Source organism: Nonomuraea sp. bgisy101 (assembly GCF_057708945.1).
The window spans coordinates 1-26,651 of record NZ_JBYITD010000018.1; the positions used below are offsets into that span (position 1 = coordinate 1).

Here is a 26,651-nt window from a genome sequence, read left to right on the forward strand (position 1 = left end):
TCGACATCGAGCCGCAGCTTGGGCATGTGGCCGTGGGCATCGCTGAGCCGACTGTGAACACGACCGCACTCTTCTCGACCTGCACGGACTCCACCCGGGCTGATGCAAGGTGCGGCAGAAGTAACTCAAACTCCTGATTTGTGCACGCGAATCAGCATCGCCAACCTGCGCACCTCGATGCGGGAGCGACACGAACCTGACCGGCACCGCAACAAGATCAGCGCCAGAGCCGGAACCTGTCAGTGGTCGGCGACATCAGTGACTCGCTGTGGCGGGCCCGAGTTTGTAGCAGGTCACGACGGCGGCAAGGCTTCCCCCCTGTGGGGGGAAACATTCCCTCGCACAGGGGATGAGCGGCATTCGGGGCAAGGGCGATCCTCAAAGGCACCAACCCGTGACGTTCGTTTGAGGAGAGCCCCCCATGGCCACTCACACCCTCTGGAGCAGACTCCATGGCCGGACCGCAGCAGGTGTGCCGCGCTGGGCCGTGCTGGCCGCCTACGCCATCCCGCTGGCGGTGCTGCCCTCCAGCCTGTGGCGTATAGCCGCCTTCCTCTTCAACGCGCCGCTGCTGGAATTCGGTCCCACATCCGCCGGAGGATTGGAGGGCCTGGCAGGTGGCTGGTGGTACATCCTGCTGCTCAGCGTGGTCAGCGAGGCGGCGGCCTTCCTCGCCGTCGGCCTGGTGAGCGAGTGGGGCGAGGTGTGGCCGCGTTGGGTGCCGGTCTTGCGCGGCCGTCGGGTGCCGGTCATGGCTGCGGTCATCCCCGCCGGTCTAGGTGCGCTCGCATTGCTGATCTTTCCGTACGCGATGACCATGATCAGCCTCGGACTGAAGATCAACGGCGATCCCGTCGAGTTGGTCACGCACGGCTGGCAGACGGTGATCTTCAACATCATGTACTGGCCACTGGCAGCCTGGAGCCCTCTGCTCGCTCTGGTGGCCGCGCACTACTACCGCCGCCGCACCGCCTCACCCCGCGACCTCTCCGTAGGGTCGCGTCGCTAAGGCCTGTACAGAGTTCGGATCTTCAGGCGGGATGGAGACTTCGGATCCACATGACGGCTCCGCGGAGATGAAGGCCGGCGAGGTAGTTGTCGGAAGTCTTGTCGAAGTGGAAGGCCAGGCCCGCGCTTCTTGCGGTTGGCCGCCTGGTCTGCATGTCTGGGATGACGGCTTTGACCCCGCGTTGTCGTAGATAGGCGCGGTTGCCGCGGGAGGAGTACGCCTTGTCGGCGGCCACCGCATCCGGGCGGGTGCACGGGCGGCCGATGGGATGGAGCGTCCACCCTTGCCGGTTCGGGTCGATCGCCTGGGTGGCCTGCTTCAACAGGTACTCGGCGCGCGGGTACGACAGCAGGCCCCGTCCCGTGGCCGGGCACAGGTCGGCGACTGCGGGGCGCGGGAGCCTGAGTTGGGGCGGGCCGGTCGGCCAGGAAGAGCGGACCGGAGGTGCGGCCCTTGATCAGGCGGGGCAGCAGCCGGGCGGTGCCGGTGCCCCAGCGCACGTACTCGGTGGCGCCGCCCTTGGAGACCACGCGGCCGCGGCGGACTCCGGGGCCAGATCCTCGATGTCCAGGCTCAGCACCTCTCGGCGTGCGGGTCCCCAGCCTGGTCCGGGGTCTGCGACCCGTGAGTCTACGGGCCCTGCCTCCTGTGGATGGAGTCCTCAAGGGCCGTGCCGAGTCGCTTATGTGAGGCTGAGCGGGGCCGGTTCCACATCGAGCTCCCTCATCGCCTCGGCATAGAGCCGGTAGCGTCGACGCGCCTCACCATGGCGGCGAGCCCCGGTCAACGTTCGAACCAGGTCCAGGTGGGCCGCCTCGTCGTAGGCATCCCGCTCGAGCAATCGAAGCAGGTAGCGAACCGCTCTGTCGGGGTCATCGGCCTCCTCCGCGAGTGAAGCCAGTTCTCGAAGCAGGGCCTGGTGTACGGCACGGGCCTCTTCACGAAGAGGCTCCAGCCACTCGGCATAAGGAGAGTCCTCGCAGACATCCCCGGTGTAGCGAGCTTCAGCCGCGACAAGGAGATCCTCATCTTGAGAGGCGAGCGCCTCAGCGGCAGCGGAGAGGAACTCCTCGACATCGGTACGGAGTCCGACCAGCTGGATGCTGTACTTGTCGGCGCGAACGAACTCCCCCGGGCCGAACTTCCGTTGCGGATCCAGGACCGAGCGCACGGTGGACAGCGCGACCGAAAGCCGGTTGGAGCAGGACGCGGGGTCCTCGCCCGGCCAGAGGATCTCCATCGCCGCTTCCCGGGCGACAGGGCGGCCGCGCTGGCACGCCAGCCAGGCCAGCAGGTCACGCGCCTTACGGGACTGCCATTCGACAGCGCTGCCGCGGCGGCTGAGCCGTACTCCACCCAGCATGCAGAACCGCACAGCGCCATGGTCGAGCAGCGTGATCCCGCGAAGCAGGCCGGCGCCGGAGCTGTGCGGCCCGCGGATGCCGACGCGACGGAGCTCCTGCTCCGCCTCGTGAAGGCCGAAGCCGTTGAGCCGCGCCCGGGCGAAAGCGTTACGCGCGATGTTCACAGGGTTGCCGATCTGCGCCCAGATCTCGGCTGCGGACGCTAGCAGGTCTACTCGCTCGTCAGGGGATTCGGCCACAGTGAAGGCCGATAATTCCAAGGCTTCCGCCATCATGGCCCGGTCGCGGCGGCCGACGGCCGCCTCGCGGGCGGATTGGGCGTAGGCGCCGGCTTTGGTCCGGTCGCCGGTCTCTGTCCAGACCCAGCCGGCGGCCAGGAGCGCGTCCACCCGGCTGGAGCCGCCGCCTGCCGCGACCGCGCGTTCGGCCAGCTGTACGGCGAGCGCCGGATCGTCGACCGCGTGGACACGGGCCAGTCCGGCTAGGGCTGTCTGGGTTAGATGGGCGTTCTGGAGTTGTTCGGCGTGCTTCAGGGAGTTTTCGAAGCTGATTCGTGCATGCATCAGCTCCCCGCGCTCCAGATAGACCTTGCCGAGCCCGGCCAGTGGGTGGCCGAGCTTGTCGCTGCCTACTCGGCTGAAGATGTCGCGTGCCCGTTGGAAGTCGGCCAGGGCTTCGTCGAGTCTGCCCAGGCCCATGAGTGCCTCGGCACGGTTGTGCAGGGCGATCGCGGCGTTGACGGGGGCTCCGACCAGGTCCGCTCGCCGTACCGAGAGGTCCGAGTCGGCGATGGCCTCTTCGTAGCGGGCCTCCTCCGCGCGGCTCGCGGCGCGGTTGGCCAGGACGCGGGCGGACAGCAACAGGTCTCCTGAGCTCTCCGCGGCGGCGAGAGCGAGGGCGCTGTGCCGCTCGCTTCCCGCCCCGTCGCCGGCGTCGTGGGTGACCATGGCCAGCGCGGTGTGGGCGCATGCGGCAGCGCGTTCGTCCTTGCAGAGGGTGGCCATCGCCAGGGCTTGTTCGGCCAGCCGGGTCGCCTCCGCGCTTTCGCCGACCAGCCAGCGAGCGCTGGCGGACCAGGCAAGCAACATCGCCCGGTCGGAGGTGCGAGAAGAGGGTGAAGGGGAGTGGGTGAGGGTGGGCGATGGAGGAGGCGAGAGGGAGGGGGTCGACGTGGGCAAGGGTAACCCTGAGCTGTCAAAGCCGCCAGCCAGCTCAAAAGCCGACAACGCCGCCTTGTAGTCCCCCCGCTGGTAATAGATCATCCCCATCCGCCAAGCCACCGCAGGGTCAGTGGCATCGGCATGGCGAAGGCATTCCAACGCGCCAGCCCAATCACCCTGAACCTGGCGAGCCTGACCCTCGGCCAGATCCACGGCACACGTCCGCGACTCCTCTGGTACGGCAGCGCAAGCCCGAACAAGCTCAGCCGCGTGACCCTCGGCAAGCAGCGATGCATGCCACCTTTCGATCATCCCCACCCGATGGCCGGGATCCTCACAAACCGCCAGTGCCTCCCGGACAAACCCCTGCGACTCATACCAATGGGCCGCCACCGACACCCGGCCGACATCACCCATGAACTCCCGGACCAAGGTCGACACCACATAACCTTGATCGCAGGGCGTGATCAAGATGTGCTGGGCGGCCAGAGCGCGGAGCTCCTCGCGGGAGACAGCGACCCCCATCGCCTGGCACAGCTCGTAGGTGAACCAAGGCAGCCGAGCGGTCGCGCGAAGGAATTTCTCATGCTCATCCTTCACCACCTCCTCGACCAGGTAGTCGAACAGCGGCGTGGCAGCGACCCGCTTGGCACGGTCCGACAAGGGCAAGCCGCTCAGCCAGCTCAGCGTGAGCCGTACGGCGACCGGCCACCCCTTGGTGAGCTCGTGAACCTCCTCCGCCAGGTCATCCGACCCCAGAACGATCGAGGAGAGTGAGCGAGTCTCGGCACGTGTGAAGGCCAGTTGTTCCGCCGACACCTGGAAGACGTGCCCCAGGCCGCGCAGGCGTTGGATCGGGAAGGGCACGGCGGAGCGTGAGATCAACACCAGGTGAAGGTCGTCGCCGCCGTGGTGACAGAGCTCTTCGAGCAGGCGCGCCCCAGGGGTGCCCGGCTCGATCCGCTCCACCTCGTCGATGACGAGGATGGTCGGCCGGGAGACGGCGGCGGCCAGCTCGGCGGCGAGTCCGGCGGAGCGGATCCACCCAGTCGGCGCGCCCAGGGCTTGGCAGATCTCTTCGATGAGGGTGGCGTCGTCAGCCCATGTCAGCCACGCCACCGGATGATCAGGCCTGGCTCGCGTCCAGCCGCGTACGGCCGAAGTTTTGCCGCCACCCGGGCCGGCGGTCACCACGGTGAGCCGGTGTCGCAGGATCTGATCGAAAAGGCCGGTGAGTTGCGCTCGTGGCAGCAGAGGCTCGGTCGCCTTCACAGCGAGAGTATCCGCCGAGCTGGACTCTAAGGCAACTCAAAGATCCATTTTTAACGTTGCCCTCAGTCCCGAACAACGAGGAGAAAATCAGCCGCGGATGAGTACAACTGGGTGAAGCCTGTCTGCGCGGGCGGGCAGATTCCCGTCGGCGGCCCGGTCGCGCGCACTGTGGCACAAGGGGATGAGCAGGGCATGACGGTTGCGAAGCCGGTGGTGACCTTGGAGCATCTCCTTACCGACGCGTGCGACGTTCTAGGAGTGTTCTGTGATCATCGAGGATCTGTCCGAACCGGAACTCGCCCTCTGGGAGGCGTTTCCCGCAGCGCGCCCTGTAGATCTTCCCGACGCCCCCGTTCGGGCTTCGGTCATCGCAAGGATGCTGCTCGGCGCCCGGGAACGGGCTGAAGGGCAGACGCCCCGCATGTACCTGTCCGGAGCCCGGATCACCGGCCGGTTGGACCTGTCGTACGCCGAGGTACAACACCCACTGATCCTGACCAGGTGCGATTTCGAGGAAGCGCCGGTCTTCACCGGAGCCCGCACCGGCCTGGTCGACCTCGCGGCCTCCCGGGCGCCTGGACTGCAGGCCGTAGACGCCGAGATCGGCGGAGGCCTGCGTCTGGAAGGCTGCGTGATGGATGGCCCGATTCGGCTTGGTGGAGCCCACGTGTCCGGGACGATGAATCTCAGCGGCACGGTGATCCACGCAGATCTGGCCGTCCATGCCGACGGCCTGATCGTCGACCGCGATCTTCTGTTTGCGAACGCCGTCATCGACGGCGAGATACGCGTCGCAGGCGCCAGGATCGGCGGGACGATGACCCTCGATGGCGCGCGTGTCGGGCGGTCAGGCGGCTTGAGCCTCACCGCCGAGGGGATCGTCGTCGACGGCGGGCTGTCGTGTGGACACGGCTTCCACTCCTACGGCGAGCTGAGCGTGCAGGACGCCCGGGTGGGACGTCGGTGCGTGTTCAGCGGAGCCCGGCTGTCCAACCCCGACGGCATCGCCCTGAACGCGGAAAGACTCACCGTCGAAGGCGGGCTGCTCATCAATGGCGGCTTCACGGCCGAGGGCGAAGTCCTCTTGCGCGGAGCCCACATGACAGGTTCGCTCTCCTTCGCTCATGCGACCCTCACCAATCCGGGAGGACGCGCGCTGAACGCGTCGCTGATGGAGATCGGCAGCGGACTGCGAGCCACCCCGGGCTTCGTGGCGACCGGAGAGGTCTTCCTGGACTCCACGCAGGTCCGCGGATCGGTCAACCTTGACGGCGGGCGACTGTCCAACCCGGGTGCGACGGCGCTTTCCCTGCGGCGGCTGGGGGTAACCGGCAGGCTCAGCTGTAGTGAGGGCTTCAGCGCCGATGGGGAGATCGTGCTCATCAACGCCAAAGTCGAGGGCAGCGTGGAGTTTCACGGTGCTGCCCTCAGCAATCCCGGGGGGCGGGTTCTGGCCCTGTGGGAGGTGATCACGGGCGGTGGCGTCGACTGCTGCGAAGGCTTCACGGCCAAGGGAACCCTCTCCATCAGAAATACCCGGATCGCCGCCACACTGTGCTTCGCGGAGACCACCATCGACGGTGACCTTCACCTTCGTGGTGTCGAAGCGGCTTCGCTGAAGATCGGGCCACAGACCGTACTGCTCCGCGCCGTCGACCTTCGCCACACCCGAGTCGGCGTGCTTGATGACATCCCTGACCGGTGGCCTGCTCAACTGCAGACAAATGGGTTCACCTACGACAGCCTGGAGGCTCCCCTGCCTGTCCAGGAGCGTCTTGGCTGGCTGGCCAAGGAGGCCTACCAGCCCCAACCGTATGAGCAGTTGGCCGCCGTCTACCGCAGGCATGGTCACGATGAGGCCGCTCGGGACGTGCTGCTGGCCAAACAGCGTCGCCGCCGGTCGGGGCAACGGCTCGGGGTCCGGCTGTGGGGGTACATGCAGGACTTGACCGTCGGGTACGGCTACCGCCCCTACCGTGCCGCGCTCTGGCTCGCAGCCCTTCTCCTCATGGGCGCGGTCGTTTTCACCGTCCACCAGCCACCGGCCTTCAAGCCGGGCGAGGCGCCACCCTTCAACGCCTTCCTCTACACCCTGGACCTGCTCCTCCCGATCATCAGCTTCGGCCAGGAGACCGCCTTCGGCCCGCGCGGCTTACAACAGTGGCTCGCCGCCGCGATGATCACTGCAGGGTGGATCCTTGCAACGACCATCCTTGCAGGCCTCACTCGCGCACTCTCCCGCCAATAACCCCGACCAGAAGCGTTCACCTCGGCACCCTCAGCAGCCAGGCCGCCACCGTCAGGTTGATCTACTTCGGGGCCGGGGTCACGGTCGGGAGAGCACCGCGTAACCGTCGTCACTCAAAGTTACTTTGCCCCTGGTGACGGGGCCCGTGGTGGCAGCGGCATGGCCCCCAGACCCACTACGAGGATCTCCACAGCGCGCTCCAGCGCCTTCTCCAGGTCCTTGCCCGAGGTCGCCGCCGGGCCCTTGCGCCGACTGCCGTACCGGATTATCGATCATCACGCTGGCCGGCATCCGCACCCGGGCGCTCTTTCTGAGCCGGCAGACCGGAACGGACGTCGCTCCCGAGGCACCTGTCACGGCCACGTTCGGCGAGCCGGTCACAGGCCCGCAGATCACCGTCAAGGACGCCTCCGGCACCGCGGTGGCCCGAGAGTGCGCCGGTCTGGGCACGGACCATCCGCGCGTACCACCCGTGCCGGTCGCCGAGCAGGTCGAGGCGATCTCCGTGTTCCGCTACCCGGCCCTCGTCCAGGGCCACGACGGTGTCGAAGGACTCGAACACGCCGAACCTGTGGGTGATCATCACCGTCGTCCGTCCCGCCCGTTCGGCCAGGAGCGCCTCGACGACCTCCAGCTCGGTCATCGGGTCGAGCGCGGAGGTGGCCTCGTCGAGTACCAGCACTGACGCGTCGGCCAGAAGCGCGCGGGCCAGGGCGATGCGCTGCCGTTCGCCGCCGGACAGCAGCGCCCCCCGCTCCCCCACCAGCGAGTCGTAGCCGTCCGGGAGTGCCATGATCCGCTCGTGGATGCGGGTGAGCCGGCAAGCGCGCACGAGATCGTCCGCGGTGGCGTCGGGGGCGGCGTATCGGAGGTTGTCGGCGATCGACCCCTGGAAGAGGAAGGGCTCCTGCGTGGCGATGCAGACCTGCCCGGGTGACGGACGGCCGATCTTCGCCCCGTCGATCAGGACCGACCCCTCGATGGGCGCGTGCAGGCCGACGAGCAGGTGGCCGAGTGTCGTCTTGCCCGAGCCGCTCGGGCCGACGACCAGCGTGGTGGATCCGGCCGGGAGGGTGAGGTTCACGCCGTCCAACGCCGGACGGTCCCGCTCCCCTGCGGCGTACCGGAACGTGGCCTCGCGGACGGCGAGCGCGCCGGGCCCGGGGACGGGGACGGGGTCCGGCCGCGGATCAGGCCCGGGCTCCGGCCCGGGCCCGGGCTCCATGTCGAGGTAGTCGAAGACCCTCTCGAAGGCTCCCTGGGCGGAGCGGAACTCGGTGGAGATGTGCAGGAGCTGCCACAGGGGCTGGTAGAGCCTGGCCTGCAGCACGGTGAAGGCGACCAGTGTGCCTGGGGTGATCCCGTCGGACAGTCCCGCCGCCACGAACACCAGGTAGGGGGTCAGCACGAAGAAGACGTGTCCCGCGCTCAGCACCCCTTGGGCCACCAGTCCGGAGCGCACCCCGAGCCGGATCAGCCGCCGGCTTTCCGCGGCGAACCCGGTGGCCTCGTCCGCGCTTCTGCCGTGGACTCTGGCAAGGATGACGGCGCCCAGGCACAGCCGCTCCGCCACGATGGACGACAGTTGCGCGCGGGAGCGCTGGCTGACCTCCGACAGGTTCTTGAGCGCTCGCCCGGATCGGGAGGCCACCCAGACGACGATCGGCGCGAGGATCAGGGCGGCACCCGCGAGCAGGGGTGACAGTGCCGCCATTGCGCCGGCGGCGGCCACGAATCCGATGACGCCGGACAGCGTGCTGGGCAGGGTGTCCTTGACGGCGTGCTCGATCTGAGCGGTGTCGTTGGCCAGCCGCGACTGGATCTCGCCGCCGCGTGTGGCGGCGAAGAAGGCCAGCGACATGCGCTGGAGACGCCCGAACAGCTCCACGCGCAGCGCGTGCACCACGTGCTGCGCGACGCGGGCCGACACCCACGTCTGGCCGAGGTCCACCACGCCCACCGCGCAGGCGGTGGCCGCCGCCAGGCCGGCGATCAGCGCGAGCAGCGGCAGGTCGGGGCCGCCCGCGCCGAACAGCGCCCGATCGAAGACCAGCTGGGTCAGCAACGGGACGGCGGCGTTCAGAGCGGAGTAGGCCACGACGAGCAGGACGACGAAGCAGATGGCGAGCCGGTGCGGCATGAACAGCCGCACGACCCTGCGCCAGGTCCCGGGGGCGGGAGGCTTCTCCGAGGCGGAGAGGGGACGATCGTGCACGGGCCTGGCCTGTCCTTGTCATGGTCGAACACCTGCTGATCGAACGCTTGGTGATCGACGCCTGGATCGAACGTGATCGAACAGAGCCCCGCCCGCCCGTGTCCGGGCGGGCGGGTTCGGCTGTCAGCCGTCGGTGCAGCCGAAGTGCTTGATGCAGTGGGTCAGCCGGAGCGCCTCGTTGGCGCCGGGCTCGAGCTCCTGGAGCGCCTGCAGGTCCTGAACGTCGAAGGACATGGTCGTTCACCTCCTTGTGAATGCCGGGGCCGCCCGTGGTGCGGCCGTCTGTCATCGCCGTCCCGCTGCGGGAGCGGCGAGCCTGGGGGCCTCCTCCGGCATCCACAACCGGGCGGACCGGTCGCGCATCCGGAGGAGGAAGGCGACGATCCCCGCCGTGCCGGCGAGAAAGGTCGGTGGGAAGTCTCCATGGGGTCCGGGGACGAGCAGGCGGCCGCGACGGTCGACCGCGCGGATCTCCAGGCATCCGGCCAGATCTCGCGCCCACCGCCGGTAGCGGTCCTCACCGGTGAGGTCGGCCATGTCGAGCAGGAATTCACCGTCTCCGGGCAGCCCGTGACACGGCACCGGCCCTGACTGCCATCGGGTACGGTGCACGGCCGCCGCGGCCTTGCGCGCCAGGTCCAGCGCGGGCGGGTCGCCGGTGGCGCGCCAGTACCTCACGAGGAAGGAGCCGATCCCTGAGGAGCCGCTGCACCAGTACGGCCGGCGCGGGCGCACCGTCGACAGGTCGCCGCGCTGCGTCGGCCACCAGGCGGTGTCGCCGTCCACTTCGGCGTGTTCGTAGAGGGTGCGGGCGATCTCGTGGACGGTCGCCGTCCAGTCCGGCTGGTGGAGGGCCCGGCCCGCCTGGAGCAACGCGGTCCCGATGCCGGCGATGCCGTGCGCGAAGCCGAAGTGGTTGGCCCCGGCCAGGCCCGAGTCGAACGTCTGCGGCGTCGGCCACTGCGGGTGGCCGTCGCCGTATGACCGCGCCTGGTGCAGGTTCTGGAAGGTCTCGGCGGCGCGGTCTCGCAGCGCGAGATCACCCGAGGCCAGCGCGATGTGCAAGAGCGCCATGCCGCATCCGGCCAGTCCGTGCGTCACGTCGGAGCTAGGGTGGTCGGTCGGCAACTGCCGCGCTGTCCGCACCGCGAACCGTGCCAGCTCGGCGTCGCCCATGGCCCTCGCCGCGTCGTACAGCGCCCACACCGCGCCGGAGCGCCCGAAGTGAAGGCCGGGCGGCCAGACGTCCTCGGTCGCCAGCCGCCGCCTCAGCCAGCGGGCGAGTTCGGCGACCGCTTTCGCCTGCGGGTCGGCCCGCGTCAGGACGCCGAGGATTCCCGCCGCGCCGCCGTTGATCGAGCACGGATCGGCCTCGATGCCGTCGGCGGCGTTGGGCCACGGCGACGGGGCGTCCTCGCTCGTGTCCATTGTCTCCACCAGGTGCGCGGTCCCATCGTCGATCAGGCGGTCGATCCGCTGCGGTGGCCGGGCCCGGTGGTGGGGGGCGGCCCGCTCCGGTGTGAGCGCGGCGAGGAAGCGCCGGCATCTGTCCAGCGACCAGCGCCGCTCCGGGTCTGTCGCCAGCAGGCCTTCCACGAGCGGCCGCAGCAGAGCGAGCGTGGGGTTGGCCGCTGCCACCGCTGCCACCCCGGCCGCCCGGTCGGGGGCCGGCGGGTCCAGGTGGGCGCCGACCGCCAGGAAGTACACCATCGCGCCGAGGCTGTAGAGGTCGGCGCCCGTGTGCGGGGCGGGCCTGAACTCCCCCGTGTGGCCCGCCAGCTCCGGGGCGAGGTAGCCCGGAGTCCCGCCCACCATGACGGTGGTGCCCGGCACGGTCGCGTGTTCCAGGTCGATGAGCCGTAGTTCGCCGCCGGGCGAGAGCATCACGTTGTTCGGCGACAGGTCGCCGAACACGTAGCCCCGGCTGTGCAGAGCCTTCAGCAACTCGGTCAGGCGGCTGACGACGGGCAGGACCTGAGCCGCCGCGTTGCCGAACCCGTCCTCGCCCAGCGGTCCTGCGTTCTCGTCCGACCAGCGCTGCAGCGTGATCCCTGGCACGAACTCTTCGACGAGGAAGGTGTGGCCGCCCTGCTCGAAGAAGTCCACCACGGCCGGCGTGATCCCGGCCGTGGCGAGGTCTTCCAGGCAGGAACGTTCGGCCGCGATCCGATCTCGCGCGTCGCGGCCGCTCAGATCGGCGCACGCGTGCGGACGCCCCTCTTTGACGACCACGTCGTGACCGGTGGTGGTGTCCTCGGCGAGGTAGACGCCGCCGCGGTTCGCATGCCGTACGGCTTCGCGGACGACGAACCGGTCGTTGAGCATGACCGCGGCCGCCCGCCGGCGCGGGCTCGCCGCCTGAACCTCGAACGGGCAGGTCGCGAACGATGGCGGGGAGAAGCTCGGCCGCCTTTCGTCTGGAACGAGCCTGCCCTGCGGCGAACGCAGCCGGATCTCGTAGAACCCGTCGTTGCCGAGCACGCGGTGCCCGCTGAAGGCGCCGTAGCGGTAGTGGACGATCCCACCTGTCCGGTACGGACGGTCGGAAAGGATCAACGGGCCGGGAAGTCCCCGGGTGGCGTCGTCGAGCAGGGCGGCCAGGCGCACCGACTCGGCGTCGTCGAGGGGATAGACGGTGATGAACTTCCCGGCCTGCGCACGGCTGCAGTGCGGTTCGAGGAGTTTCCAGTAGTCGCTCAGCCGGGCGGGGAACTTGAAGGCGCAACGGGCCTCGGTGAGTACCCGTGAGACGCGGGCGAGCGCCAGCGGGGCGGAGAGCATCGTCGCGGAGACGTGCAGCTTCCATCCCTGGTCGGGCATCCGGTAGGCGTCGGGGGTGACCTTGCACCAGAGGTCGTCCTCGGCGATCGACCAGTCCTGCGCGCCCGCGCGCCCGAGTTCGGCGGTCACGATGTCGCGCAGAATGGCCGCGTCTTCCGAACGCATACCCACGTGAACCCGCTTCCGCTCGTCGCCGCTTTCCTGCGGAACCGAGAGTCGCGAAGCGCCCTTGCAAATGAATGGAAAATGAATTGAATGCGAGGTGAAAGCGGGTTTCCCGATCGAAGTGGGGCGTCGTCCCATTTATCGGTCATGTTTCTCCGCTTTTTTGTTCCGCCCGTTGAATGGTCCGGAAATCGGGTTCACGGACGTGTGTATGAAGCGGTCCCTCGCCGAGACGCGCATGCTGACGTTGACAAGCGGAGCAAACTGCCGGGGAGCCCGATGAGGCCGGTGTTCGTCAGAGAAAGTCTCGAACTCGCGCAGCGCATACAGAAGGTGGCGCCGATCCAGATCAAGGTTCGATCCAGCAGCTCGCGTCGACAGGTCCGGATCCATCGCTCCATGACGGAGTTCATTTGCGCCGGTTCATCGCCCGGTCCCAACGGCACGCGCCGATGTTGGCCGGTCCGACAGACCCGCGCCCGCCGCGCTTCGCCATGCTGGAGCGATGCGTCGATCAGGAAATGAAGATCCCGCCGCGGCCGCGATGATCGCCGACATCGATCGGCTCGTGCGCTGCGAGTCCCCGTCCGAGGACCTGGCCGCGGTCGCCCGCAGCGCGGAGGCGGTCGCCGAGGTCGGCGCCCGGCTCCTGGGCGCGGAGCCGGAGCGGGAGGTGGTGGACGGCTGCACCCACGTGCGCTGGCGGTTCGGCGGCGAGCCCCGGGTGCTGCTGCTCGGGCACCATGACACGGTGTGGCCGGTCGGCTCGCTGCGGACGCATCCCTTCGAGGTCAGCGACGGGCTGCTGCGCGGGCCCGGGTGCTTCGACATGAAGGCCGGGCTGGTGATGGCCTTCCACGCGCTGGCGGCGCTGGACGACCTGGACGGCCTGACCCTGCTCGTCACCGGCGACGAGGAGACCGGGTCCGCCTCCTCCCGCGAGCTCATCGAGGACGAGGCCCGCGGGTGCTCCGCCGCGCTGGTCCTGGAGGCCGCCGGGCCCGGCGGAGCCCTGAAGACCGCACGCAAGGGCGTCTCGCGCTACGAGGTGCTGGTACGGGGACGGGCCGCGCACGCGGGACTGGAGCCGGAGCGCGGCGTCAACGCCTCGGTGGAACTGGCCCGCCAGGTCGTCGCCGTGGCCGGGCTGGGCGATCCCAGTCTGGGCACGACCGTCACGCCGACCCGCCTGGAGGCGGGCACCACGGTGAACACCGTGCCCGGGTCGGCGCGCTTCGAGGTCGACGCCCGGGTTTGGGAGAACGCCGAGCAGATCCGCGTCCACGCCGCGATGCTCGGCCTGCGACCCGCGCTGGAAGGCGCCGAGCTGGAGATCAGGGGCGGTCCGAACCGGCCGCCGCTCCCGGCCAAGGCGTCGGTGGAGCTGTTCGAGCGGGCCCGCCGGCTCGCGGCGACGCTCGAGCTCGGCCGGCTCGCCTCGGTCGCCGTCGGCGGCGCCTCCGACGGAAACTTCACCGCGGGAGTGGGCACGCCGACCCTCGACGGGCTGGGCGCGGTCGGCGGCGGGGCGCACGCCGACGACGAGCACGTGGTCATAGCGGAGCTGCCGGGGCGGACGCGGCTGCTCACGGCCCTGGTCGCCGAGCTGCTCGGGGCGCGAGGTTGTCCGCCCGGACGAACCGGAGCCCGTCCTCCCGTGCTCGCCGACCAGCTACAGGGCCCGACCGGCTGGAACCATGACCGGCGTGACTGATCTCATCCGCGACCGTCGCGGGTCCCGGCCCGTCGACCTGGCGTACGGCGCAGCCGAGGCGGCCGCGCGCAGCGCGGGCATCGACATCCGCCCCCTGGACAGCGTCGCCGAGCTCGAGGCCGTCCGCAGCCTGTACGAGCGCATCTGGCGTACTGGTGACAACAACCCGCCGGTGACGGCCGACCTGCTGCGGGCGATGGCGAAGGCGGGCAGCTATGTCAGCGGCGCCTTCGACGGCGACGAACTGGTGGGCGCCTGCTTCGGCTTCTTCTCCCCGCCCGCGCGCGAGGCCCTGCACAGTCACATCGCCGGGGTGCTGCCGCGCGTGCAGGGACGCAACGTCGGCTTCGCGCTGAAACTGCACCAGCGCGCCTGGGCCATGTCGCGCGGCGTCGGCGAGGTCTGCTGGACCTACGATCCGCTGATCCGGCGCAACGCCTATTTCAACATCACCAAGCTGGCCGCCGACCCGGACGAGTATCTCCCGAACTTCTACGGCCCGATGGACGACGACATCAACCGCAGCGACGACACCGACCGGGTTCTGGTGCGGTGGCGGCTGGAGTCGCCCGCCGCCGTGGCGGCCTGCGCGGGCGCGCCCAGGCCGGCCGACGCCGCCTCCGCCCGCGCGGCGAAGGCGGCCGTGGCGCTGGACGTCTCGCCCAGGGGCGGGCCGGTCGCCGGCCGCGCCGGCACGCGCACCGTGCTGGTCGGCGTCCCCGGGGACGTCGAGACCATGCGCGAGCACGACCCGGGGTTGGCCGCGCAGTGGCGTACGGCGCTGCGGGACGTGCTTGGTGACCTGCTCGCCGAGGGCGCGCGGGTGCGCGGTTTCGACCGCGCGGGTTGGTACATCGTGGACAGGCGGGAGTCGCTGTGAAGCTCATCGGGGTAGAGATCCGCACCATCCGGATGCCACTCGTGTCGCCCTTCCGAACATCGTTCGGGACGGAGACCGTGCGGGAGGCGCTGGTGCTGCGCGCCGTCACCGCCGAGGCCGAGGGGTGGGGCGAGTGCGGTGCGGGGAGCGCGCCGCTGTACTCCTCGGAGTACACGCACGCCTCGGCCGACGTACTGCGCCGCTATCTGATCCCGGCGCTGGCCGGGGTGGCCGACCTGGACGCGCACCGGGTCGCTCCGGTGCTGGCCGGGTTCAAGGGCCACCGGATGGCCAAGGCCGCGCTGGAGACGGCGGTGCTGGACACCGAACTGCGCGCGGCCGGGGTCTCGTTCGGCCGGGCCCTCGGCGCTGTCCGCGAGAGCGTGCCGTGCGGGGTGTCCGTGGGGATCACCGGGTCGATCCCCGAACTGCTCGACACCGTGGCCGGCTACCTGGAGGCAGGCTACCTGCGGATCAAGCTGAAGATCGAGCCCGGCTGGGACGTCGAGCCGGTCCGCGCGGTGCGCGAGCGCTTCGGCGACATCCTGCTGCAGGTGGACGCCAACACCGCCTACGGGCGCGGCGACGCGCGGCACCTGGCAGGGCTCGACCCGTTCGGGCTGCTCCTGCTGGAACAGCCGCTGGCGGAGGACGACCTGCTCGGGCACGCGGAGCTCGCCGGGCGGATCAGCACACCCATCTGCCTCGACGAGTCGATCGTCTCGGCTCGCGCCGCCGCCGACGCCATCGCGATGGGTGCCTGCCAGGTGGTCAACATCAAGCCGGGCCGGGTGGGCGGATACCTGGAGGCCAGGCGGATCCACGACGTCTGCGCGGCGCACGGCGTGCCGGTGTGGTGCGGCGGCATGCTGGAGACGGGGCTGGGCCGCGCCGCCAACGTGGCGCTCGCCGCGCTGCCCGGGTTCACCCTGCCCGGCGACACCTCGGCGTCCACGCGCTACTACCGGACCGACCTCACGCCGCCGTTCGTCCTGGAGGACGGGCACCTCTCGGTGCCGGCCGGCCCAGGGCTGGGCGTCACCCCGATCCCCGAGGTCCTGGACGAGGTGACGGTCGCCACGGAGTGGGTACCCCTGCCCTGAGATCGGTCCGGGCCGACGAACCGGGTAGCATCCTTTCGTCATGCAGAACGAACGCCGACCCTCCCGCGCTGCGCTAGCTTCGGGCGCGTGCTTGTCCCCGTGACCAGCCTCCCGCGAGCCAGCCTCGCCCGCGTCCTGGAGGAACTCGGCTCCACCCTGCTCGATGTCGTCTGCGGCGACGTCGAGCAGGCCGGTGACGTCGGCGGCGTCGTCATCTACGACCCACTCGACGAGCCCGAGCTGCCGAGCCGCGCGCTGGTGTTCGGCGTCGGCCTGCACGACTCGGCCGACCTCGCCCAGGTGGTGACCCAGCTCGGCCGGCACGACGCCGTCGGCCTCGTGGTCCGTGCGCCGGTCGTACCCGACGAGGGTCTGGTCGCGGCGGCGCGCGAGGCGGGGGTGACGGTCCTTTCCTTTGCGCGCGGCGCGTCATGGACGCACCTGGCGGGGATGCTCCGGTCGCTGACCGCCGAGGGCGGCGCGCTGGACGACCGGGACGCGCACACGGTCGGCCGGATCAGATCCGGCGACCTGTTCGCGGTCGCCAATGCCATCGCCGCGCTGCTCGACGCGCCCGTCACCATCGAGGACCGCAACTCGCGGCTGCTGGCCTTCTCCAGCCGTCAGGAGGAGGCCGACCGCTCGCGTGTCCAGACGATCCTGGGCCGCCAGGTCCCGGAGCACTACACGCGCATCCTGGAGGAACGCGGGGTGTTCCAGGCGATCTACCGCAGCGACCGGCCGATCTACGTGGCGCCCCTTCCCGAGCCGGTCGACCCGTCGCTGCCGCCGGAGCTGCCCCGGGCGGCGATCGCGGTGCGGGCCGGGGACGAGATCCTCGGCACGATCTGGGTGGTCGTTCCCGAACCGTTGGACGAGGAGCGCAGTGAGGCGCTGTACGAGGCGTCCAAGCTGGTCGCGATGCACATGGTGTGGCAGCGCGCCGACGCCGACATGGAACGGCGGCTGCGGGCCGAGTTGCTGAGCAATGCCCTGGAGAGTGGGCCGTGGTCGCTGGAGGCGGTCCGCCGCCTCGGACTGAAGGACGAGCCCGCGGTCGTCCTGGCGCTGACCGTCGTCGGCTCGGCGGCCGAGCACCCGCTGCCCGCCCAGCTGGCCACCGAGCGCAAGCGGCTGGCCGATGCCTTCGCCATGCACCTGTCCGCGGCGCACCCGAGGGCCGCCGCGGCGCTCATCGGCGACGTCGCCTTCGGCGTACTGCCCCTGCCGCAGAACCGGGAGCAGAACCGCGAGGACGCCGAGGAGCGCGCGATGTGGGTCGCCACCGAGTTCCTGGCGCGCGTCGGCTCGCGGCTGCGCCCGCTGATCGGGGTCGGGCCGCTCGCCGCTGACAGCTCGGCGCTCGTCCGGTCGCGGACGGGGGCAGAGCGCGCCCTGCGCGTGCTGCGCTCAGGGGTCGGCGGGCAGCAGGTGGCCTGCCTGGACGACGTGCACGTCGAGGCGCTGCTGCTCGAACTCGCCGATCTCGTCCCGCGCGGCGACATCCCCAGCGGGGCCGTCGCCCGCATCGTCACCTACGACAGGGAGCACCAGACCAGCCTGGTCGAGACGCTCCGGGCCTGGCTCGACGCCTTCGGCGACGTCGTGGTGGCCGCGGGCGCGATGTACGTGCACCCCAACACCTTCCGCTACCGGCTGCGCCGCGCCGCCGAGGTCGGCCGGCTCGACCTCGGCGATCCGGGCGCGCGGCTGTCGGCCATGTTGCAGCTGCGCCTGATGTCGATCAGGTCGGCCCCGGACGGCTGACGCCCCGCAGGCCGAGCGTGCCGATCAGGAACGCCAGCCACTCGGCGTCCTGCGCGACAGCGACGTCGCGGGCGGTCGCCGCGCCGTGGCCGGCGTCCTCGAAGACGTGCAGCAGGATCGGCGCCTCCCCCCGCTGCGCGGCCTGCAGGCGAGCGGCGAACTTGCGCGCGTGCCAGGGCCGGCACCGTGGGTCGGTCGCCCCGGCCTGCAGGTAGACCGCCGGGAAGACGCCGGGCTCGACCAGCTGGTACGGCGAGAGCCCGAGGAGCCGCCGCACCTCGGCGGGGTCGTCAGGGTCCCCCCACGCCTTGCGTATGACGAAGTCGAGGTAGGGGTCGCGGGTGCCGCCGATGAGGTCGAGCAGCGGGGCCCTCGGCAGGACCGCACGCCACAGCTCGGGCCGCCGGGTGACGGCGATCCCGCACATGAGGCCGCCGTCGGAGCCACCGGTCAGCGCGAGCCGGTCGGGGCTGGTCAGGCCGGTGGCGAGGAGATGCTCGGCGACCGCGACGAGGTCGGCGTCGCGGACGTGCTTGCGCTCCCGGTGCGCGGCCAGGTACCAGTCGCGGCCGAACTCGCCGCCGCCACGCAGGTACGCCTGGACCAGCACACCTCCGGCGGCGACGAAGGCGGCCAGGTCGGGCTGGTACTGCGGCAGGAGCGGCACGTTGGCCGCGCCGTACGCGGAGATCAGCACCGGCGCCGGATCACCGCCGGCGCCGCGCACCACGTGGTACGGCACGGCGACGCCGTCGGGCGCGATGGCCTCGCCCTCCTCCAGCACGGCGTCGAGGACGATCGCGGGGGGCGTCAGCGTCTCCGGTTCCGACTCGCCTGGCCGGTGCCGGTAGACGCCCCAGGAGCTGGTGAGGGTGGAGAAGGCGAAGACGAAGTCGGCCGCGGGCGTGCCGGTGGCCAGGGCGGTCAGCGGGAAGAAGGGCGCGGCGAGCGCTCCCCGGCCGGGGAGGGGGACCTCGCCGGTGACGGCTCCCGAGCGGTCGAGGATGCGCACCCTGGCGAAGGTCCGGTCGAACTCGCTGAGGTAGAGGTGCTCGCCGACGGGGGTGAGGGAGCGCAGCACCGTGTCCCCCTCCGGGACGAGCTCGGTCCACCCGGCAGGGTCGCCGGGGTCGGCCGCGTCGAACGGGATGGCGACCACCCTGCCGCGCGGGGCGTCGACGTCGGTCACCGCGATGTAGCGGTCGCCCACGACGTGCCCGGCGATCGTCCCCGTGCACCCGGTGACGAAGGGCCGCCAGGCCGTATCGGGGTCGGACAGGTCGCGCACCGCGACCGGGACGGGGCTGCCCACCCGGTGGGCGGCGACGGCCCAGCGGCTGCCGGTCGACATCTGGACGAGCGTGTACTCGCGGGAGCCCTCGCCGACCGGGATCGGCTCCGGTTCGGTTCCGCCGCCGAGCCGGTGGAGGAAGACCGCCTGCCGGAACTCCTCCGGCGTGCCGGTGAGCGCGAAGAAGTAGAAGCCCGTGCTGTCCGGCAGCCACGAGACGCCGCCCGCCCACGCGCTGTGCAAAACCTGCTCGGGCGCGCCGTCGAACTGCCTCCCTGAGGCGACGTCGACGAGCCGGATGGTGTTGTGCTCGCTGCCGTCGGTGCACAGGCCGAGTGCCAGGACGCGGCCGTCGGGCGCGGGCGCCAGCCAGGACACGACCGGCGGGTGCTCGCCCTCGCCTGATCCGGCCAGGGCGACGACCTTCCGCCCGTCTCCGAGGGGCTCGTCGGAGACGACCACCACGGGCGCCGAGCCCCCGGGCGGGGTCACGACGCGGAACCAGCGGCCGGAGGCGTACTTCGGCAGGTCCGGGCGGGAGCCGGCGTCGCAGGCGCGGATCAGGTCGCGGACGGCCTCCGGATCCTGGCCGGCGTAGACGGCGGCGGTGGCGAGCTCGGCCTGCCGCCGCTGCCACTGCCGCACCTCCTGGGTCTCCTTCTCCAGCCAGCGGTAGGGGTCGGGCACGCGCACGCCTGCGACGTCCTCGAAGACCTCGACGGTGCGGGCGGGCGGGTAGGCGGCGGTCACGGTGACTCCGGCTCTTCTGGGGGCTGGGCTACGGACTCGAACTCCGCGCGGAGCCGTTCGAACGCGCCGGGGACCCTGGTCACCCGGCGGACGTGGATGAGCGCGTCGTAGGCGGCGGGGAAATCGTCGACGGGTTCGAGGCCGCCGGCGGCCAGCGTGCCGTCCACCCCGTCGAACAGCCCGGCCGGCGCGTGGCGCAGGTCTACAGCGGCGACGGGCGGGCCGAGGCGCTCCAGCCGCGACTCGATGGCGTTGGGCGGCAGGGTGCGCTCGTGGAGGGAGACGTCGCAGTCGAACGGGCGTGGCGAGCGCTGTGTGAAGCGCACCTCGGGGCCGGAGCCGTACGTCATCCCGATGACGACGGACCCCTCGCCGAGCAGGCCGCCGAGCATCGGCCGGCCGTGCAGCGGCGTGCGCCTGACATGCGCGTTGTGCGCGCTCACGACGATCCGCTCCTCGCGCTCCAGGATCCAGCGCACAGTGTCGGCCATGAACACGTCGCGCGGGTACGGCCCGGCCCGCGGCACGTCCAGCTCGGCGAGGAAGGCCCCGATCGAGGCCCCGCACCGGCGCACGACCCCGTCGTCGTGCGCCGCCGTACGCTCCACCAGGTGGCGGAGGCCGTCGAGCAGCCGGGCCCGCTCGGCGGCGGGCATGGCCCGGTAGCGGATCGCCGCCTCGGTCCGGCCGCCCAGGTCGCTGAGGCGACGGAGCTCCTCGTCGCCAGGGAGCTCCGGCAGCCGGTCGAGGCAAGCGCGCACGGCCGGTCCTGGCGAGGTGGAGGAGCCGGGCAGGTCCATGCCGTAGAAGCTGACCTTCGCGAGGTTCGCGGCGTTCCACCCGCGCATCCACGTCAGCTGCCGCCGCATCGGCTCGCACTCGCCGAACCGGTAGGTGATGCCGTCGCGGGCGACCGTCTCGACCTTGCCGGGCCCGCCGTGGATCCACGCGTCGACGGCCAGCCCCTCGGCGAAGCCCGACTCCATCACGAAGGCGGTGAACCCGTGCTCCTCGACGAGCAGGCGGAACAGCTCGTCCTTGAGCTCGTAGAACTCCGTGACGTTGTGCGCGCCCTCGCCGAGGGCCACCACCCTGGCGTCGCCGGCCAGGTCTCGCGCTAGCCGTGGAAGTACCATAGTTCCGGCGTGTACAGGAAGCTGATCAGGGCGTTGAACGACGACTGCGGGCCCGACAGGGTGTTCTTCCACACCACCAGCGTGTGCGGGGTCGGGAGGAAGAGCACCGGCAGGTCCTGGGCGAGGCTGGTCACCTCGGCCGAAAGCGACTTCTCGTCCGCCCCGAAGGTCGAGGCGCCGATCAGCTTGTCCACCTCGGCGTTCTTGTAGCTGCCGAGATTGAAGCTGCCCTCGGTGTTGAACACCGTGTTGCTGCTCGGGTAGCCGGCCGCCAGGTAGAGAGGGCCGTAGTCCTGCATCGCCCACTCGTTCTTGGTGGCGGGAGCGAAGGTGTTGCCGTAGTTGGCGTACATGTAGTTGAGCGACTTGGTCACGATCTTGACGTCGATGCCAAGCTTCTTGGCCGCCGAGGCGAAGGCGACGTCACGCGCGCCGACGAAGGCCGGCGAGCTGGCGGAGGCCAGGGTGAAGCTGATCTTCTGCCCCTGCGGGATGTCCGCGCCGCACTGGCCGGGCCCGGTGCCGGGACGCTGGCAGGTGGTGGAGCCGTTCGGCGCCACCTTCCAGCCGTTGTCGGTGAGCAGCTTCTCGGCGGCGGCCGGGTCGTAGGGGTAGGGCGGCTGGTCGCCGAAGGCGGGCGGGTAGGGGGATCCGGTGCCCGCGGTGCTGTAGTTCGGGGAGCCGGCGCCGTTGTAGATGCCGCGGCCGGCGATGTAGCCCTGCTGGTCGATCAGCCGCTGCAGGGCCTGGCGAACGTACGGCTGTGCGATCACCTTGTCGAAGTTGTCGACGGTGTTCGCGAAGTTGATGACGAGCGAGTCGAACCGGGCGGGGGCGGGCGCGCCGTACACGTTGTAGCCCTTGGCCTTCAGCTCGCCGATCTGGGTGGCGAAGCTGGAGTCCAGCGTGCCGACGGTCAGGTTGCCGGCCTTGAACTGGTTGAGCACGGCGGCGGCGGAGGTGAAGGCCTTGAAGTCGATCTGGTCGAGCCGCGACTCCCCCGGTCCGCTGTAGGACTCGTTGCGCGCCAGGGAGAACGAGCCGGTCGTCGGGTCGAAGCTCTTGAGCCGGTAGGGGCCGTTGACGACCTGCCAGAGCGGGTTGCCGGCGAAGGTGGCCTGCGACTCCGACTCCTTGGTGAGGTACTTGTAGATCGCCTTGGCGTTCTTCGGCTGCTTGTAGTCGAGGTGCGGGCCGCCGGTTGCGGCGATGTTCCACTCGGTGGAGGGCAGCACGTACAGCAGCGTCAGCATGGACAGCAGGTACGACGGGTTGTACGCGGTCTCCAGCTTGAGGGTGAGCGTGTCGGGCGCGGCGGCCTCGGCGCTCACGCCGTCGGGGAACTGGCCGGGGGTGTAGAAGCTCCAGTTGGCCGGGCTCTCCGCGAGGGCGGCTTTGAGCAGGGCGAGGGAGAAGACGACGTCATCGGCCGTGACCGGCTTGCCGTTGGACCACTTGTAGTCCTTCATCTTGATGGTCACGGTGTCGCGGCCGGGGTTGTAGACGGGCGGCTCGGCCAGGCTCAGCTCGGCGTCGGCGACCTGGTCGCCCTCGCCGCTGGGCCGGTAGAGGGAGCGCCACAGCTGGCCGCGGGCGATGACGGTGCCGTTGGCGGCCGCCGGCGGGTAGGGGTAGATGTAGTTGGGGCTGAGCCCGGGGGTCAGCGCGACCGTGGCGGTCCCGCCCTGCTTGGGGGTGCCGGTCTGCGTGGGCTTGGCGGTGTAGCTGTCGGCGATGTCCTTCGTCGTTCCCCCGCCGCCGCTGCACGCTGTGGCCAGCACGGCGACGGCGGCGACGAGGGCCACGGAGAGGCGGCCTCGGTGCTTCATAGATGGCTCCCTGAAGAGGTGTGCGGGGTGCGTCGACGATGCACCAGCGGCTTCGGCCCGTGTTCGGCGGTGCGGACAATTCCGCGCGCCCGCCTCCGTCCTGGTGAACAGGTCATCAGTCGGCCCGCCGCCCGACCGCGTCGCGGAGCGCGTCGGCGAGCAGGTTGAGCGCGAGCACGGTGAGGATGATGCAGCCGCCGACCGGGTAGATCAGCCACCAGTAGTCGGCGGAGATGTAGGTGACGCCGCTGGCCAGCTGGCTGCCCCAGTCGGCGGTGGGGTAGGTCAGGCCGAAGCCCAGGAAGCCCAGGGCGGCGACGACCAGGACGGCGTCGGCGACCTGGAAGGTGATGTTGACGATGATGACGCCGAGCGCGTTCGGGATCAGGTGGGTGAGGATGATCCGCCGACGGGAGGCGCCCATCAGCTTGGCGGCCAGCACGAACTCCCTCACCCGTAGGGTCAGCACCTCGCCGCGCACCAACCGGGCGGAGACCAGCCAGGAGAACCCGCCGATGACGAGGCTCAGCGACAGCGCGTCGGCGTGGAAGCGGGCCGACAGGATCAGTACGAAGAACAGGAACGGGATCGACAGCATGACGTCGACCAGCCGCATCATGAACCCGTCGACCACGCCCCCGGCCAGCCCTGCCACGGCCCCGTAGACGGTGCCGATCGTGGTGGCGAAGAGCGCGGCCAGCAGCCCGATCTGCAGCGACACCTGGCCGCCGGACATCAGCCGGCCCAGCACGTCGAAGCCGTTGGTGTCGGTCCCGAGCGGGTAGCCGGGGCCGGGCGGCAGGGCCGCGTTGACCAGGTCCACGTCGGTCTGGTTGGTCTGGTAGAACAGCGGCCCGAGGAAGCAGAACCCGGCGATGAGCAGCAGGAGCAGCCCGCCGGCCAGGCCGAGCGGATGCCGGCGCAGCCCGCGCAGGACCGACCTGATCGAGACCGGATTCCTCTCCGCCGGCGTCTCGGCCTCGAGGGATGGCGCGGCGGTCACGTCTGGTGCGGTCATGTGCTCAGCTCGATTCGGCGGTCGGCGGCCGCCACCACGACGTCGGCGATGAAGTTGCCGGCCACGGTCAGCACGCCGCCGATGAGGGTGTAGGCCAGGAGCACCGGGTAGTCCTCGCGCTGCAGGCTGTTGAGGAACAGCAGGCCCAGGCCGGGATAGTTGAAGAGAGACTCGACGATCAGATTGCCCGCCAGCAGCGTGGGGACGAGCGTGCCGACCAGCATGACCAGCGGCAGGCAGGCGTTGCGCAGCAGATGGCGGGTGAGGATCAGCCGCTCCGGCAGGCCCTTGGCGCGCGCGACCCGGATGTAGTCCTGGCCGAGCTGGTCGAGGGCGGCGGAACGCTGGTACTGCGCGAAGACCGCGACGCTGGTGACGGCTAGCGTGATGACCGGCAGCGCCATCGCCCGCGGATCGGTGAAGACCACCCACGGCGAGTGCGACTGCGACGCCTCCGCCGGGAAGATCGGGATCGTCTGGCTGAAGACGGCGATCAGCAGCAGCCCGACCAGGAACGACGGCGTCGCGTAGAGCACGTACGACGCGGCGGTGGCGACCCGGTCGACGACGCTGTTGCGCCGGACCGCCTGCAGGACGCCGAGCGGGACCGCGATCAGCAGCGCCAGCACCAGCCCGGCCAGCGACACCATCGCGCTGCGGCCGGCGTTCAGGGCCAGTAGCGTGCCCACGTTCTCGTTCAGCTTGTACGACCGGCCCAGGTCGCCCTGGAGCAGCTGGCCGAGGTAGCTGACGTACTGCACGACGACCGGACGGTCGAAGCCGTGCGCCCGGTTGAAGTCCGACACGGCCTCCGGCGAGGCGCGCTGCCCGAGGACGACGCGTCCCGGGCTGTCCGACACCAGGTGCAGCATGAGGAAGACGACCGCGGAGATCCCGAGCAGGACGAGGAGCGAGACCGCCAGGCGGCGGAGCACGTACCAGGTCATGAGCGCGACTCCTCTCGGCGCAGTGGGTGGTGGCAGGCGACGTGATGGGTGCCGGTGACCGGCGTCAAGGGGGGCTCCTTCTGGGCGCACAACTCGCTCGCCAAGGCGCACCGGGTGCGGAACCGGCAGCCGCTCGGCGGGTCTATGGGGCTCGGCAGCTCGCCGCGCACCCTCGCGGCCGCCGGGGCTCGCGGCGCCTCGGGGTCGGCGTCCGGGATCGCCGCCAGCAGCCCCGCGGTATAGGGGTGCGCGGCTGAGCCGTACACCTCCTCGGTGGTGCCGGTCTCGACCAGCTTGCCCAGGTACATGACGCCGACGCGGTCGGCGAGGTACCGCACCACCGCGAGGTCGTGCGAAATCACCACGCTGCTGAGCCCGCGTTCGAGCTGGATGCGGCGCATCAGGTTGAGGACCTGCGAGCGGATGGAGACGTCCAGCGCGCTGACCGGCTCGTCGGCGACCAGCACCTTCGGGTCCAGGGCGAGCGCGCGGGCCAGGCCCACCCGCTGCCGCTGCCCACCGGACAGCTCGTAGGGGTAGCGCTCCAGCACGCTCGCCGGCAGGCCCACGTCCCGCAGCAGCTCGCCGGCGCGGGCGGTGCGCTGGGCGCGGGTGCCAACCCCCTGGATGGCCAGGGGTTCGCGCAGGATCGCGCCGATGCGCATGCGGGGGTCGAGGGAGGCGTTGGAGTCCTGGAACATCATCTGCAGCTGGGTACGGCGGGGCCCCAGCGCACGGGCGCTCATCCGGGTGACCGGCTCGCCGTCGAAGATCACCTCGCCGTAGGTGGGCCGGTCGAGAGCGACGAGCATGCGGCCCAGGGAGGACTTGCCGCAGCCCGACTCGCCGACGAGCCCGAAGGTCTCCCCCGCCGCCACCTCGAAGCTCACGCCCGAGACCGCCTTGACGGTACGGCGGCCGCCGAGCAGGCCCGCGCTGCCCGCCGGGTACTCGCGCCGGAGGTCGACCACGCGCAGGCGCGGCTCCGTGACGGCCGGCGCCGGGACGACCAGCCGCGCGCGGCCCCTGACGGCCGGGCCGTCGGCGGGGTGCCAGCAGGCGTAGGCGTGGTCATCGGCCTCGGCCGCGGGCGGCGGGGGCTCCTCGCGGCACCGGTCGGTCACGGCGGCGCAGCGTGGCGCGAAAGGGCAGCCCGCCTGGACCACGGTCAGGTCCGGCGGCGCCCCGGGGATGCTGTAAAGCTCCTCGCGGCGGTCCTGCGTGAGCGACGGGATCGAGGAGAGCAGCGCCTGGGTGTAGCGGTGCCGCGTCCGGCCGAACAACACGGGAGTCGGCCCTGTCTCGGCCACGCGCCCGGCGTACATCACCCCGACGCGGTCGGCGTGCCGGGCGATCACCCCCATGTCGTGGGTTACCAGGATCATCGACATGCCCAGCCGGGACCTGAGGTCGTCGAGGAGGTCGAGGATCTCCGCCTGGATGGTGACGTCGAGCGCGGTGGTCGGCTCGTCGGCGATGACGAGCCGGGGCTCGCAGACCAGCGCCATCGCGATCATCACGCGCTGCCGCATGCCGCCGGAGAGCTGGTGCGGGAAGTCGTCCAGCCGCTCGGCCGGCCGCGGCAGCCCCACGAGGGCCAGCATCTCCTCGGCGCGGGCGCGCGCCTCCCGCTTCGAGGCGCCCCGGTGCAGCCGCACCGGCTCGGCGACCTGCTCGCCGATGCGCTTGGTCGGGTTCAGCGCGGTCATCGAGTCCTGGAAGACCATCGCCACGTCGTTGCCCCTGATCACGCGGTACTGCGCGGCGGCCAGCCCGACGAGTTCCCTGCCGTCCAGGTCGATCGAGCCGGCGGTGACCCGGCCGCCGGCCGGCAGCATGCCCATGATCGCCAGACCGGTCATCGACTTGCCGGACCCGGTCTCGCCGACGATCCCCAGCGTCTCGCCGCGGTCGAGCGTCAGGCTGACGCCGGAGACGGGGCGGACGACCCGATCGCCCCGCCGGATCTCGACCGACAGGTCACGGATCGTCAGCACGCGAC

15 protein-coding genes and 1 pseudogene are annotated in these 26,651 nt (G+C 70.9%); 6 read left to right on the forward strand and 10 right to left on the reverse strand.

The window, feature by feature from the left end; translation table 11 throughout:
- Positions 1-421: 421 nt before the first annotated feature.
- Positions 422-1,009 carry a hypothetical protein gene (locus AC3EO4_RS30350; RefSeq protein WP_431898783.1) on the forward strand — a complete coding sequence of 196 codons (588 nt, stop codon included), beginning with the start codon at positions 422-424 and terminating at the stop codon, positions 1,007-1,009.
- Positions 1,010-1,031: 22 nt separating this feature from the next.
- On the opposite strand, the pseudogene AC3EO4_RS30355 reads toward AC3EO4_RS30350, so the two are convergent.
- A pseudogene (locus tag AC3EO4_RS30355) lies at positions 1,032-1,277 on the reverse strand (hypothetical protein); the annotation flags it as partial.
- 414 nt (positions 1,278-1,691) lie between these two features.
- A complete protein-coding gene (locus tag AC3EO4_RS30360) occupies positions 1,692-4,805 on the reverse strand; it encodes a tetratricopeptide repeat protein (protein ID WP_431898784.1) in 3,114 nt (1,037 codons plus the stop codon).
- A gap of 265 nt (positions 4,806-5,070) precedes the next feature.
- On the opposite strand from AC3EO4_RS30360, the gene AC3EO4_RS30365 reads away from it, so the two are divergent.
- Entirely contained in the window at positions 5,071-7,053 is a 1,983-nt protein-coding gene (locus AC3EO4_RS30365; RefSeq protein ID WP_431898785.1) for a hypothetical protein, read from the forward strand.
- A gap of 265 nt (positions 7,054-7,318) precedes the next feature.
- Here AC3EO4_RS30365 and AC3EO4_RS30370 read toward each other — a convergent pair whose 3' ends face one another.
- Together AC3EO4_RS30370 and lanL are read right to left on the reverse strand one after the other, a co-directional pair.
- Entirely contained in the window at positions 7,319-9,268 is a 1,950-nt protein-coding gene (locus tag AC3EO4_RS30370) for an ABC transporter ATP-binding protein (RefSeq protein ID WP_431898786.1), read from the reverse strand.
- Between the two features lie 285 nt (positions 9,269-9,553).
- Positions 9,554-12,214 carry a class IV lanthionine synthetase LanL gene (lanL, locus tag AC3EO4_RS30375; protein ID WP_431898787.1) on the reverse strand — a complete coding sequence of 887 codons (2,661 nt, stop codon included), beginning with the start codon at positions 12,212-12,214 and terminating at the stop codon, positions 9,554-9,556.
- A gap of 505 nt (positions 12,215-12,719) precedes the next feature.
- Between lanL and AC3EO4_RS30380 the strand changes: the two genes are divergently transcribed.
- The 4 genes from AC3EO4_RS30380 (at position 12,720) to AC3EO4_RS30395 (ending at position 17,678) form a co-directional block, all read left to right on the forward strand.
- Positions 12,720-13,928 carry a M20 family metallopeptidase gene (locus tag AC3EO4_RS30380; protein ID WP_431898788.1) on the forward strand — a complete coding sequence of 403 codons (1,209 nt, stop codon included), beginning with the start codon at positions 12,720-12,722 and terminating at the stop codon, positions 13,926-13,928.
- Complete coding sequence (locus AC3EO4_RS30385; RefSeq protein WP_431898789.1) at positions 13,921-14,808, forward strand: GNAT family N-acetyltransferase; 888 nt, start codon at positions 13,921-13,923, stop codon at positions 14,806-14,808. The genes AC3EO4_RS30380 and AC3EO4_RS30385 overlap by 8 nt, the downstream gene beginning before the upstream one ends.
- Complete coding sequence (gene menC / locus AC3EO4_RS30390; protein ID WP_431898790.1) at positions 14,805-15,911, forward strand: o-succinylbenzoate synthase; 1,107 nt, start codon at positions 14,805-14,807, stop codon at positions 15,909-15,911. The genes AC3EO4_RS30385 and menC overlap by 4 nt, the downstream gene beginning before the upstream one ends.
- 87 nt (positions 15,912-15,998) lie before the next feature.
- Positions 15,999-17,678 carry a PucR family transcriptional regulator gene (locus AC3EO4_RS30395; protein ID WP_431898791.1) on the forward strand — a complete coding sequence of 560 codons (1,680 nt, stop codon included), beginning with the start codon at positions 15,999-16,001 and terminating at the stop codon, positions 17,676-17,678.
- On the opposite strand, the gene AC3EO4_RS30400 is transcribed toward AC3EO4_RS30395, so the two are convergent.
- The 6 genes from AC3EO4_RS30400 to AC3EO4_RS30425 form a co-directional block, all read right to left on the reverse strand.
- Positions 17,656-19,719, reverse strand: a complete 2,064-nt coding sequence (locus AC3EO4_RS30400) for a prolyl oligopeptidase family serine peptidase (RefSeq protein ID WP_431898792.1) — start codon at positions 19,717-19,719, stop codon at positions 17,656-17,658. The genes AC3EO4_RS30395 and AC3EO4_RS30400 overlap by 23 nt on opposite strands.
- Positions 19,716-20,855 carry an erythromycin esterase family protein gene (locus tag AC3EO4_RS30405; protein ID WP_431898793.1) on the reverse strand — a complete coding sequence of 380 codons (1,140 nt, stop codon included), beginning with the start codon at positions 20,853-20,855 and terminating at the stop codon, positions 19,716-19,718. The genes AC3EO4_RS30400 and AC3EO4_RS30405 overlap by 4 nt, the downstream gene beginning before the upstream one ends.
- Positions 20,837-22,684 (reverse strand): ABC transporter substrate-binding protein, encoded by a 1,848-nt coding sequence (locus AC3EO4_RS30410; RefSeq protein WP_379577289.1) that lies wholly within the window; start codon positions 22,682-22,684, stop codon positions 20,837-20,839. Before AC3EO4_RS30410 ends, AC3EO4_RS30405 begins: the two co-directional genes overlap by 19 nt.
- A gap of 115 nt (positions 22,685-22,799) precedes the next feature.
- Entirely contained in the window at positions 22,800-23,702 is a 903-nt protein-coding gene (locus AC3EO4_RS30415; protein WP_379577287.1) for an ABC transporter permease, read from the reverse strand.
- Positions 23,699-24,649: an ABC transporter permease gene (locus AC3EO4_RS30420; protein ID WP_379577285.1), complete on the reverse strand. Its 951-nt coding sequence runs from the start codon at positions 24,647-24,649 to the stop codon at positions 23,699-23,701. The genes AC3EO4_RS30415 and AC3EO4_RS30420 overlap by 4 nt, the downstream gene beginning before the upstream one ends.
- Positions 24,646-26,646 carry a dipeptide ABC transporter ATP-binding protein gene (locus tag AC3EO4_RS30425; protein ID WP_431898794.1) on the reverse strand — a complete coding sequence of 667 codons (2,001 nt, stop codon included), beginning with the start codon at positions 26,644-26,646 and terminating at the stop codon, positions 24,646-24,648. The genes AC3EO4_RS30420 and AC3EO4_RS30425 overlap by 4 nt, the downstream gene beginning before the upstream one ends.
- Positions 26,647-26,651: the final 5 nt, after the last annotated feature.